Origin of the sequence: Fibrobacter sp. UWH6 (assembly GCF_900142465.1) — a bacterium.
In the GTDB taxonomy this organism is placed as follows: Bacteria; Fibrobacterota; Fibrobacteria; order Fibrobacterales; family Fibrobacteraceae; genus Fibrobacter.
The window spans coordinates 68,942-80,896 of sequence record NZ_FRAX01000010.1 but is presented as its reverse complement, the minus strand read 5'-3'; the positions used below and the strand labels follow the sequence as shown (position 1 = coordinate 80,896).

The 11,955-nt window shown below is 50.8% G+C and carries 12 protein-coding genes; 7 read left to right on the top strand and 5 right to left on the bottom strand.

Going from position 1 to position 11,955, the window contains the following annotated elements; translation table 11 throughout:
* The first annotated feature begins 5 nt into the window (after positions 1-5).
* The 6 genes from BUB73_RS09860 to BUB73_RS09835 all read left to right on the top strand — a co-directional run bounded on the left by BUB73_RS09860 (position 6) and on the right by BUB73_RS09835 (position 5,777).
* Positions 6-317 (top strand): DUF971 domain-containing protein, encoded by a 312-nt coding sequence (locus tag BUB73_RS09860; RefSeq protein WP_073158799.1) that lies wholly within the window; start codon positions 6-8, stop codon positions 315-317.
* 69 nt (positions 318-386) lie between these two features.
* Complete coding sequence (locus BUB73_RS09855) at positions 387-1,238, top strand: sigma-70 family RNA polymerase sigma factor (protein ID WP_083538097.1); 852 nt, start codon at positions 387-389, stop codon at positions 1,236-1,238.
* Between the two features lie 17 nt (positions 1,239-1,255).
* Positions 1,256-2,983: a tetratricopeptide repeat protein gene (locus BUB73_RS09850; RefSeq protein ID WP_073285382.1), complete on the top strand. Its 1,728-nt coding sequence runs from the start codon at positions 1,256-1,258 to the stop codon at positions 2,981-2,983.
* A 46-nt stretch (positions 2,984-3,029) separates the two neighbouring features.
* Positions 3,030-4,940 carry a tetratricopeptide repeat protein gene (locus tag BUB73_RS09845; RefSeq protein ID WP_073158806.1) on the top strand — a complete coding sequence of 637 codons (1,911 nt, stop codon included), beginning with the start codon at positions 3,030-3,032 and terminating at the stop codon, positions 4,938-4,940.
* 9 nt (positions 4,941-4,949) lie between these two features.
* A complete protein-coding gene (locus BUB73_RS09840; RefSeq protein WP_073285373.1) occupies positions 4,950-5,396 on the top strand; it encodes a septal ring lytic transglycosylase RlpA family protein in 447 nt (148 codons plus the stop codon).
* Between the two features lie 132 nt (positions 5,397-5,528).
* The gene (locus tag BUB73_RS09835) at positions 5,529-5,777 is read left to right on the top strand and encodes an RNA-binding protein (protein ID WP_073158810.1); all 249 of its coding nucleotides are present in this window, start codon (positions 5,529-5,531) and stop codon (positions 5,775-5,777) included.
* A 70-nt stretch (positions 5,778-5,847) separates the two neighbouring features.
* Here BUB73_RS09835 and prmC read toward each other — a convergent pair whose 3' ends face one another.
* The 4 genes from prmC to BUB73_RS09815 form a co-directional block, all read right to left on the bottom strand.
* Positions 5,848-6,765: a peptide chain release factor N(5)-glutamine methyltransferase gene (prmC, locus tag BUB73_RS09830; RefSeq protein WP_073285370.1), complete on the bottom strand. Its 918-nt coding sequence runs from the start codon at positions 6,763-6,765 to the stop codon at positions 5,848-5,850.
* Between the two features lie 27 nt (positions 6,766-6,792).
* Entirely contained in the window at positions 6,793-7,860 is a 1,068-nt protein-coding gene (prfA, locus tag BUB73_RS09825; protein WP_073158814.1) for a peptide chain release factor 1, read from the bottom strand.
* 136 nt (positions 7,861-7,996) lie between these two features.
* Complete coding sequence (gene gltS, locus BUB73_RS09820) at positions 7,997-9,187, bottom strand: sodium/glutamate symporter (protein ID WP_073285367.1); 1,191 nt, start codon at positions 9,185-9,187, stop codon at positions 7,997-7,999.
* Positions 9,188-9,196: 9 nt separating this feature from the next.
* The gene (locus BUB73_RS09815) at positions 9,197-10,159 is read right to left on the bottom strand and encodes a TAXI family TRAP transporter solute-binding subunit (protein WP_073285364.1); all 963 of its coding nucleotides are present in this window, start codon (positions 10,157-10,159) and stop codon (positions 9,197-9,199) included.
* 58 nt (positions 10,160-10,217) lie between these two features.
* On the opposite strand from BUB73_RS09815, the gene tsaA reads away from it, so the two are divergent.
* Positions 10,218-11,048, top strand: coding sequence for a tRNA (N6-threonylcarbamoyladenosine(37)-N6)-methyltransferase TrmO (gene tsaA, locus BUB73_RS09810; RefSeq protein ID WP_249269385.1), 831 nt, complete (start codon positions 10,218-10,220; stop codon positions 11,046-11,048).
* Here tsaA and BUB73_RS09805 read toward each other — a convergent pair.
* Entirely contained in the window at positions 11,040-11,867 is an 828-nt protein-coding gene (locus tag BUB73_RS09805) for a tyrosine-protein phosphatase (RefSeq protein WP_175547649.1), read from the bottom strand. The genes tsaA and BUB73_RS09805 overlap by 9 nt on opposite strands.
* Between the last annotated feature and the right edge of the window lie 88 nt (positions 11,868-11,955).

Here is an 11,955-nt window from a genome sequence, read left to right as displayed (position 1 = left end):
GCTAAATGTTGCAACCGAAAAAATTCTTTAGAACTGCAGATGGAAAACTGGGCGTGGAATGGAATGATGGTACCCGTGGGGCTTGCTCTGCCCGTGATTTGCGTTGTGCCTGCCCCTGCGCCCTGTGTGTGGATGAACATACGGGTGTAAAGACGCTGGATGACGCTTCTGTCCCTGCTGATATCGCTCTTTTGAAGGTACAGTCCGTAGGACGCTATGCGGCTAGCCTTACTTTTAGCGATGGACATAATTCGGGAATTTATCCGTACGACAAATTGCGTAATTTGACCTTGGGTAAATTGACAGAATCCGTATAAAAAAACATATTTGTTCAACTTCAAGGGCTTTTGCCCGCGATGAATAAAAATGGATTGATAGGTGATCTTATGAGTGATGCAAACGAAGCACTATATTTCCGGGACTTGAATCGTTTCCCGACTCTTACCCCGCAGGAGGAGTCGGCTCTGCTTTCGATTATCAAGACCGGGGCTACAGAGGAAATTCGCAAGTCCGCTCTGCAGCGCCTGATTCGCGGCAACCTTCGCTTTGTGGTCAGTGTGGCCCGTAAGTACCAGGGCCGTGGTCTTTCTCTGCTCGATCTTATTAACGAAGGCAATCTGGGCCTTTTCAAGGCGGCTAAGCGTTTTGATATGGACAAGGATGTCAAGTTCATCAGCTACGCCGTGTGGTGGATTCGCCAGTCAATCCAGAAGGCTTTGTTTGAACAGGTGGGCGCGGTCCGAATTCCGCCTAACAAGCTCGCTCTTGTAAACCGCTTCAAGCGTGCCCTTATGCAGAACGATGGCGACTACGATCGCACCATCGCCATGGAAGAATTTTCCCCCTTCGAAAAAGACATTGTCGAAGTCATGGAAAAGATTGTGGACATCTCTCTGGATGCTCCCATTGGTGACAGTTCCACTGTTTCCAGTTCTAGCGAATCTGTAAGCACCCTGATGGATGTTCTGGGTACCGATGGTAACCAGGATGAGGACATGGAAAAGGATGAACGCCGCAAGCTCATCCAGGAAACCTTGTCTAGTCTGCCTCAGCGTGAAGAAGAAATTCTTCGCATGTTCTACGGTCTCGATACCGTAGAAGATACGACCTTGAAGGATATTGGCGAAGACCTGAAACTCTCTCGTGAACGTGTCCGCCAGATCAAGAACAAGACGCTCCGTCGCCTTCAGAAGAGCAAGGAGCATAAGGAAAAGCTGGCTGACTTCCTGGAACTCTAACCGAGGCTTGGAATCAGATGTCCAATTCCAATAATGCTGCCCGCAAGGCTGCCTATCTCTTTTTGACATTGTGTTGTGGAGCCCTTCTTGCTTTTGTGGGCTTTCGCGTGTACGAGATCTACGGCCCGTCTAAGGTTTCTGTTCCGGCCGTCCCCTACGGATTGCCTGTCGGTTCGGCGGTTCTGTTGGGCGATGCTCCCGATTTTAACTCCTCGGTAACAAAGCTGCCTGTTCAGGTTCAGACTGAACTGCGTCGTGCCGCTGAACTTTCTCGCGCCGGAGCCCTTTCTTCGGCTTACGACATCTACGATGGCGTTGTTGTTCTCTACCCTGATTTGCTGAATGCTATCTGGGGTGGGGTGAACATCCTCTTTGATATGGCGACCAATGGGGTTGCCCTGACTGAAAATCAGAAGGACCGTCTTGCCCTGTTGACTGGTAAGTTGCAGGGGCGTTATCCTGGAACGGGTCTGGCTGCCTACCTGGAAAGCCGAGTGGTGTATATGGCCGGTAACGAATCGGCTTCCCTTGAACTGGCTCGTGTCGCTACAGAAAAGGCTCCCTCCCTGACTCAGGCTCGACTCTGGTTTGGTGAATTGCTCCTTAAGAATTCCCGCAGCATCCAGGCGGCCGGCGAACTGAAAACCGCCATTAGCCTTTCTAACGGAGATTCCCCCCGAGCCTATGAACTGTTGGCTGAAGTTTACCACGACAGTGGCTTGCTGGATAGCTGCTCCGCCGTTGTGGAATATGCCCTTTCCCAGTTCCCGGTTGATGCTAAACTTCTTCTGCTTCAGGGATACCTGAAGGAATACCAGGGACACTTTGATGCTGCCGAAAAAATCTATCAGCGCATTCTTGCCTTCCAGCCGGATTACGCCGAGGCTCGTGCCGCCGCAGCGACTCTAGGTGAAAAATCTCCTCCGGGTTCTGGAACTGGTGTTGCTCTGTCTCCCCAGGATCGAGCCCAGATTGCCTGCGATATTCTGCTGCCCTTGGTAGAAAAGTATCCCGAAAACCTGCCTTTGCGGGAGGCTCTTGGCCGTGCCTATCTGAAGGGTCGTCAGTTTGACCTGGCTCGTATGCAGTTCCAGGAAATCAAGAAAGCCGATCCCGAATATCCTGAAATCCAGCTTCGTATCCAGGAAGCAAGTATCACGCGTCCTGCTCCCATTTCGAAGACCGACGGTCTGGCCGCCAACTTGAACCGTGCTATCGACAGCCTCCGCGGAACATCTGGCCCTGCGACGACCCATGACTTCTCTTCAATGTTGGGCCATTATCTTGTTCGCTATGGCGCGACTCCCCGTGAATTTTTCAAGAAGTATTCGATTTCCAATTTCCGCCCGGTTGCAAATAACGTTTGGCAGGAATCTTTCTACATCGCCCCCTATATGCATACCTATACGGTTGTGTTTGATTCCCTGAATCATTTCCGACAGGTTCATGTGGTTGTTGTGGATTCTTCTTCAAACTCTAACCACCTGGGGGTTGCTCCCGAGGTGTTTACGCGTCTGTTGAAGCAGAATTCCCGAATTTCAGGTATTGGAAACAGTACCGGCGAAACGGATTGTGGCGATGGCCTTGTCTTGGATGCCGCTGTATGGGAAACGCAGGATAATTTTGAAATGCTGGCCCGTGTAGTTGGTAAACCTGCCGAGGTTCGTATGGTGCGTTTTGACAAGTCTGCCCTGCCGCCAGGTCTTAAACTTTGTGATTATGCCTCCTATTTGAACCGCTACTAGAATTTGCGATTGAGTACCATTGCCTTTTTTGTATTTTTGACCTGATATGTTCAAGTTTAAGATTATAGCTTTTGCCCTGCTCGCCTTCTTTCTTGAAGGGTGTACCTGCTGTGCTTACTTGAACCACATGTTCAATGCGGAACGTCTTTATGATGAAGCCGGAGAGATGCGCACTGCCCGCCAGGATAGTGTTGCCGATGCCGAGGAATCTAGGCCCAGTCCCGAAGAACGTCAGAAGTATGACAAGGTGATCGAAAAGGGATCCCGCGTGCTGGAACGTTTCCCCAACAACAAGAAGCGTACCGCAGAGGCTGTCTTCCTGATTGGCGAATCTTTTAGACATAAGCAGGAATGGGACAAGGCCATTACCAAGTACGACGAGTACGAACGTTATTTCTCTGATTACGATTCAATGCCGGCGGTAGAATACCAGCGTGCCTACTGTCTCTACAAGAATCATGAATATAATATTAGCCGTTTTGCCCTGGAACCGGTTGTCGCTTCCAAGGACCATCCCTATTACTTCCAGGGGCTGAACCTTCTTTCGCTTCTTGATGAACAGGCTGAATTCCCCGACCAGGCTATCGCCTCTCTAGAAGCAGTTCTTGCCGATACCATGGGTACTCCCTTTATGCGTGGCAAGGCCCATTTTAGATTAGCAGGTCTTTATTTCAAGAAAGAAAATTGGGAAAAGGCTCGTGAACATTATGTGGCCGAAGAGATTAAACTGCTGAACTCCCGTGAACGTCAGACCGCCGGAGAACAGGGTGCTGAATGTCTGGTGAATGTTGGACAGTTCCTTCCTGCCGCTGACGAGTATAAGGCACTCTACAAGGAACCTGAATTTGAAACCAAGCAGCCGGATTATCTGGTCCGTATTGGCGAAATCACCATGATGGCTCAGCGTTATCCCGATGCGTTCATTGTTTTCCAGAAGGTGAATTCCGAATATCCGAGATCCGTGCATGCGGCAAGAAGCTACTATAACCTGGGCGATTACGAACAGCACAAAACCTTGAATTATGAGCAGGCCGTTGTCTATTACGATAGCAGTTTTACTTCTAGGACCATTAGCGATTGGGGTCAGAAGAGCCGCGAACGTAGGGATGCTTTAAAACGTTTGCTGGCCATGCGCAAGCAGAATGACGATGACCGGGCCGACTCCATTCCCAATGTGGATAATTTCTTCGGAACGGAATTCCAGATTGCGGAATTGTTCCTTTTCAAACTGTCTGAGACGGATAGCGCTGTTGCAAGGTTGGACGTCATTATTAACGAATCCAAGGATAGCGCGAGGGTCCTGAAAGCGACTTACGCCAAGGCCTTCATCTACGATGAATTTTTGCATGACCCGGATGCCGCCGAAGAAATCTACAAGGAAATCGTAGAAAAATATCCGGATACGGAATATGGAAAGCAGGCCCAGGCAAACCTCGGTATGCGTGTTACCCTCAAGACACAGGAAGATCTGGCCAGGGATCGATATATGGTGGCAGAAAGCTTGTGGACTGTCGCATCGGAAATGCCCCTGGATCAGATGGAACTGGTGGATTCTGCTTATGCCCATGCCTTTGATTCCTTTGACAGTCTTTATCAGGAGTATCCCGAAACCCAGTCCGGTGTTCAGGCCCTGTACATGAAGGCCGTCTATTTCCGAATGAACCCGGAACGCGTTGACAGCGTCTTTGCCATTTACAAGGTCCTTCGCGATAAGCATGGTGACACGCCCTGGGGTAAGGAAGCCGCTAGGAAGTTGAATTCTCGCCTGACGATTTCTGATGATGACTTGAAGCGTCTCCGCAAGCGTGTTCAGACTAGCGAGGCCCACATCAACAAACTCTCGGCTCAGTATTACGAACAGCTCAACCAGAAGCCCGAAGAAAAGAAGGCCGAGGTCAAGAGCAAGGAAGACGAAATCCTCGAGAATACATACAATAGTATGTATGACTTTGAATAGGAACGGCGGATGCGTTTAGGCGGATTGAGTTTGCTTTTGGCGCTTGTTTGTTCGTCTGCCTTTATTGTTGGCTGTGCCGGTTCCGATAGTATTGCCGCCCGAAGAGGGTATGTCCGTTTTCCCGGTAAACATTATGCCTCCAAGGAAAAGACCGAAATTGGTACGACGATCTCGGGAGAGGCCAGTTACTATGGGCCGGGTTTTCATGGTAAGAAGACGGCCAGCGGCGAAATTTTTAACCAGAACGATCTAACCTGCGCGCACAAAAAATTTCCTTTTGGCACCGTGCTGAAGGTGACTCGTATCGATAACGGCGAAAGTGTTGTTGTCCGTGTGAATGATCGTGGCCCCTATGTGGGTGATAGAATTTTGGATCTGAGCGTGGCTGCGGGCAAGAAAATCGGCCTGGACAAGGTAGGACACGCAAAGGTGAACGCCGAGGTTATAGGGAATTAATCGCCGGGATTGAAACGTCTCATTTTTTTAGAAAGGTACGAGGTGTCATAATATGACATCTCTATTTTTTATATTTACTGCTCGTAAAGGCACTTTGAATTAGACGTCTGTGAGTGCCTTAAAGGAATGAATATGAAAAACGAAAAAAAGGTAAGTAAGAAAGTTAGTCGTAAACGCATTGTCGAGATTCCCGAAAACAGCATGTGGGAATCTGAAGAGTATCGCGATCGTTATTCGGGATTTGTTGCTTTTAAACGTCGCATCGATGAACAGCTCCAGCTGATGGATGCCGATGTATGTATCGATGACGACGATCTTCTGCCCTTTTACCGCATGGGCGAAAGTGAGAACTTTGTTCTGAGTGCGTTAGGCTGTTTTTAATATTTAGGCCTATGAAAAATGCCGCAACAATGTTGCGGCATCAATTGTCTTTTTTTGCTGAAGGTGTTATTTATTTTGCCTTGTAGCTGACAAAGCGGATGTTGTCGTTATAATCCTTGTGGATTCCTGCAAATTCCAGCCACGGGTAGTTCTGGGCTTCGTCCTTGAGAACTTCTGCCTGCTCGCTTCCGATTTCCAGCAGGATGGGGGCGCCAGAATTAAGGCGGCCTTGGGTCTGCTGCAGAAGCTTGCGAACCAGGTCGAGTCCGTCGGGTCCGCCGTAGAGGGCCAGTTCCGGGTCGAACTTGTCTACTTCGGGCTGAAGCTTGCCCTTTTCCGAATCGGGAATGTAGGGCAGGTTTGCGATGAGACAATCTATCTTGGCATTGGCATCTTGGCCGGCTGCAGTCAGAGCTTCTGCGGTGGCGGCGTTCAGCAGGTCTCCCTTGGCGAAAGTCAGCTGAGGGGCGGCTAGTTCATTGGCTTCGGCGTTTTCGCGGGCCAGGGAAAGTGCATCTTCAGAAATGTCGCAGGCAAGAACCTTGGCGTTTTCGATTTCCTTGGCGCAGGAAATCGAGATGCAGCCGGAACCGGTTCCGATTTCTACGATGAAGGGGTTTTCAACGCCTTTCAATCGTTCGCGGGCCATGTCTACCAGGCTTTCTGTTTCGGGGCGGGGAATCAGGGCACGACGGTCGCACTTGATAATGAAACCGCGGAAACTGGTGTCGCCGATGATGTGCTGCAGAGGTTCGCGGTTGGCACGGCGGGCTACCATCTCGCGGAGAACATCCAGTTCGGAAGGGGTCAGCGGCTTTTCGAAGTTCAGGTAGATGTCCATGCGGCTCTTCATCTTCAGCCCATGGCTGATGATGTACTGGGCGTCCAGCAAGGCGTCGGGAACGCCCTTCTTTTCGAAGAAGACCTTGGTGCGGTTCAGAATTTCGAGCACCGTCATGGGGCCCTGGTTTGCGGGTGCGTTTGCCATCTTGTGCCTGCCCTGGAATTCGCCGAATTAGGCGTTGAACTTACCCAACTTTTCCTGGGCGTTTGCCATCTGGAGGCCGTTGATCACTTCCTGCAGGTCGCCTGCCACTACCTGATCCAGATTGTACAGGGTGAGGCCGATACGGTGGTCGGTCACGCGGTTCTGGGGATAGTTGTAGGTACGGATCTTTGCAGAGCGGTCGCCGGTACCCACGAGGGCCTTACGGCTGGCGGCTTCTTCACGTTCCTTCTTGGCGATGACTTCGTCAAGAATGCGGGAACGGAGCATTTCCATAGCGTGCAAGCGGTTCTGGAGCTGGGAACGTTCGGTCTGGCAGCTCACCACCACGCCGGTGGGAATATGGGTCAAGCGGACGGCGGAGTCGGTCTTGTTGATGTACTGACCGCCAGCGCCACTGGAACGGTAGGTGTCCATGTGGATGTCTGCTTCGCGGATTTCCACGTCCACTTCTTCAGCTTCGGGGAGGATTGCCACGGTAGCTGCGGAAGTATGCACACGGCCCTGAGTTTCGGTTTCGGGGACGCGCTGCACGCGGTGTACGCCACTTTCAAACTTCAAGGTTCCGTAAACGCTATCGCCTTCGATATAGGCACGGATTTCCTTATAACCGCCAACAGTACCTTCGCTGAGGTCCTGGATGGTCAGCTTCCAGCCCATCTTTTCGCAATAGGCGCGGTACATGCGGAAAAGGTCGCCTGCGAACAGGGCGGATTCGTCACCGCCGGTACCGCCGCGAATTTCAATCGTTGCGTTACGGAAGTCCCAAGGATCCTTGGGAACCATCAAAATCTGCAATTCATCAATGAGGCCGGGCATGGTCTTTTCGATGGTAGAGAGCTCGGATTTGGCCATGGCCACCATTTCGGGGTCAGAATCGCCAAGAGCAGTCTTCCATTCTGCCTGGTCATTCAGCATCTGCAGGTATTCGCGAGCCTTGATTACGGCCTTTTCAATACCCTTGTATTGCTTGTGAATCTTGTTGTAACGAGCCTGGTCGCCCAAAACATCGGGATTGCCCAATTCGGATTCCAGTTCTTCGTACTTTTCAATGAGTTTACGTGCTTTATCTTTCATCGCGAGCAAAGATAGAAAATGGTATGAGGTGTGAGGTAATGAGGTCGGGGCCCAAGGCCCCTTTGAGGTTGGAAAATCGTAAGCTCTTATACCTCAGAGCGAAGCGACCTCATTCCTCAAAGGCCGAAGGCCGACCCTAGAACTGGTTGATGAAGAAGGTGATGCAGAGGCTGTTGATGAAGTCGGCGAACATGCTGCCGATAATGGGCACAAGCAGGTAGGGCTTCACGGCGGGGGCGTAACGGTGTGTCAGTGCCTGCATATTGGCCATGGCGTTGGGGGTGGCTCCCATGCCGAAACCGCACACACCTGCCGAAAGCACTGCGGCATCGTAATCGCGACCCATGACGTTGAACACCACGTAATAGGCGAACAGGAACATGAGCAGTGTCTGGGCGCAGAGCAAAATCACCAGGGGCAATGCCAGGGAGGCCAACTGCCAAAGCTTCAGGGTAATCATGGCGATTCCCAGGAACAGGGAAAGGCAAATGCCACCAACGTCGCGGATTTCACCCATATGGACTTCGTACTTGCTGCTGTACTCGCAGATGTTTCTCATGATGGCGGCGATGATCATGGCGCCAATGTAAGAGGGGAACGTCATGCCGGTCTTTGAAAGGAGCGTGGAAACCAATGTTCCGAGGCCCATGGCGATTGCCAACTGGAATGCGGCGGTAGAATAGCGCTGTGCGGAACGGCGATACTTGCTCTGTTCCTCTTTCAGTTCCGCCTGGTTTTGAGATTTGACTGTTTTGAGCAAGTCGTGCTTGATAATCAACTTTCTACCAATGGGGCCGCCCATCAGGGAACCTGCCACAAGGCCAAATGTGGCTGCTGCGGTACAGAGGGTTGTTGACCCTTCCATGCCGAAGTCCTCGAGAACGGGGCCGAATGCGCCCGCTGTTCCGTGGCCGCCAACCATGGAAATGGATCCAGCAGAAAGTCCTACCAACGGGCTGACGTTCAAGAGGTTGGCCAAGGCGACTGCCAGGGAATTCTGGAATACGATCAAGACGCAGACGCAAACCAGAAGCAATACCAAGTTGATGCCTCCACTTTTTAAGATTTTAAGGTTTGCGTTAAATCCTACCGAGGTAAAGAACACCATCATACAGATGGATTTAAGAGTCTCGTCAAAGGAAAATTCCAAGATGTTTAATTTGTATAGAATGCAGGAAATGAAGGCGAATACGATACCGCCCACAACGGGTGAGGGAATGCAGAATTTCTCCAGCAACTTGATTTGCTTTTTCAGGTTGGCGCCGAATACAAGAACTACTACGGCAAGGGCCAATGTCTGATACATGTCTAAAGAAAGTTTGTACATCGGGTCTCCTTAGTCGCCAGTAGAAGGAATGGGGCCGCGGCCGGGCAGAGGTGCGGCAATTTCCACGTTCATGTTCTTGGTCTTGTAAACGGCCGCTGCACCGGGGTGAAATCCCACAGGAATGCCTACAGTCTGCTGAGCGCCTACGGTGAAAATTTCTTCGGTGATTTTTGCGACGGTTGCGCTGTCCAAAAGCTGACTTGCCACGAGAACGGCCTTGGCTCCGAGAGTCTGCACCGCAGAATCCTGGCCCGCGTAAGTGTTGGCGGGAATCTCGCTTACGGTGAGTTCTGGGTGCAGGTTCATGATGCGGGTCATGTCTGCTGAATCCAGAGAAATAATGCGGATGTTCTTGTTTGCAGAAAGCTCGCTGATAGAGGGCGTGGGAATGCCAGCGGTGCAGAAGAAGGCGTCAATGCGACCTTCGCGAAGTGCTGCTGCGGCGTCCTTGAAATTGAGATTTTCCTTCTGGATTTTTTCAAAGGTAATGCCGTAGGCTTCCAGGATGATTTCTGCATTGCGCAACACACCGGATTCCTCTTCGCCAACGGAGACGTGACGGTTTTGCAAATCGGCTACGGTCCTGATTTCGGAATCGGCCGAAACCACAATCTGGATGGATTCGGTGTAAAGACCCGCCACCGCAGAAATTGCAGAAACCTTGCGGCTTCTCATCAGGTGATCCTTGAGGATGTCTGCCTGGACAATTCCCAGGTCAATAAAACCTTCTTCCATGAGGCGGATGTTGGCGTGGGAACCAGCAGTGTTCTTGGGCTGGATTTTGAAAGTCTTGTCGGCACCGTTGATTTTTTCGGCGAAGGTGGTGGCGAAGGTGTCGTAGAGACCGCCTTTGTTGCCTGAACCAAAACGAACATTTGCGTTTGCGGAATCGCAGGCGTTAAAGAGAAATGCTGAGGCTGTTGCTAAAACGGCAGTGGCCAAAACCTTGGATAAGAAAGTCGATGGTTTCATTGGATAACTCCAGTGGAATAGGGACTAAGGTAATAATAGAAATTCTAACTTTGTATTCATGGAAGTGACTCCCATTGGTACATTTTTTGGCGATGCTGTATACAAGTACGAGGCTCCCCGACAGGGTCGACTTTTCGCTGGGCATCCGGGCCGCATTGAACTGAGTAAAGGTCAGAATTTTGAAACGGCCTTGCGGGACCTGGATGGCTTTGAACGTATCTGGGTCATCTTCCAATTTCACGAAAATGAAGGTTGGCGCCCCACGACAAGGCCTCCTGTACCGCCCAAGGGCAAGGACCGCGTAGGAACCTTTGCAAGCCGAAGCCCCTATCGCCCCAATTCCATTGGCCTTAGCTGTGTTCGCTTGCTGAAAGTGGAGGGATTGACCCTTTACGTGGATGAAGCGGATTTGCTAAACGAAACTCCCGTGCTGGACATTAAACCCTACATCCCCATGGCCGATGCGTTCCCTAACGCGAAAGCGGGCTGGGTTGACGAACAGGATGGGGAAAAATGGCAGGTGAGTGCGTCTGACTTTTTTGTTAAACAGAACGAGTGGATTGCTGAACGCAGTACCTTTGACCTGTACAGCTTTTCTCAGGTGCAGTTGGGCCGAGGCGGTTTTAGCGATGGTGTTTTTGACGGCACTCGTCGACGTTTGACTTTGGATGAAAATGCAAAAACAGGGGTGCTTGCCTACCGCACATTCCGAATAGCATTTTCCTATGATGAATCTGCGCAGCGTGTCACCCTAGAAAAAATTTCCAGCGGTTATTCCGCTGAAGATCTTGAAACAGGTTCGCCTGATAAGTATGGCGATAAGCAACTGCACCGAGACTTTCTTGTTGCCTTTGCAGAAGCTTCCTGCGTTCAACGAACTCTATTCTAGATAGAAAGAACGAAGGAGTTCTCTCTTTTCTGCGGTTAGGCCGATTTTCTGCTCCATATAGTCTTCCATGGAACCGAAGTTTGCGTTGATATAATCCAGGGCGCGTTTCATATAAGAGGGGTTCACGCCGAGCATTGCCTGGATAACACCTTGATGCTCCTTGGAAAGTCCCTTATCCTGGGCGACTTTGAGAGCGACGTCAACCATGGTTTGATAGGATTCGTTGGACTTTGCGAAATCTTCCATGATAGATGTGCTGTCTACGCCAAGGGCCGAAAGAATGAAAACTGAAGCCAGTCCTGCGCGGTCCTTGCCTTGGGAACAGTGCCACAAAATGGTGCCGCCCTGGGTGGCGAGAATGGAATCGAACATTCTTGAGTATTCCTGCTGGGCGTGCTCCTTGGCGACTAGACCTACGTACAGGTTTTCCATGACGCTGTCAAAGACACCCGTTTGCACGAAGTCGGCGAGATGTGCTGCCGCTTCTTCGTTGAATGTGTTGGGGTTCATAGCCTTCCCGATTTTAACGCCTTCCTCGGTTTGCTTGACGCTTGATGTTTTTTGGGGAAGCGCCCCCAGTACGTTAAACCATATATTCTGCGCGCCAGAAATTTCAACGTCCAGATTATTTTCGCGTTCCTGTTCCGTGCGGAGATCGCAAATCAGTTTGAGGTTCAAACCTTGCAAAAACTTGACGTCATTTTCGCTGGCTTTAGCCAGGTTGGCCGACCGGAAAAGAACGTTTGACTTTACCTGCTTTCCGTTGGAAGTCTTGATTCCTCCCAGCTCTCTTACGTTAGCCACGTTTTCTAGTTTCATAACTCTTTCCGTGTGTTTTAAGACCGCTGTTTCCTTGTGTTCTACTTCGCTGTTGCAGGCGAGAATGTTCGCCGCGATCATTGTCGTA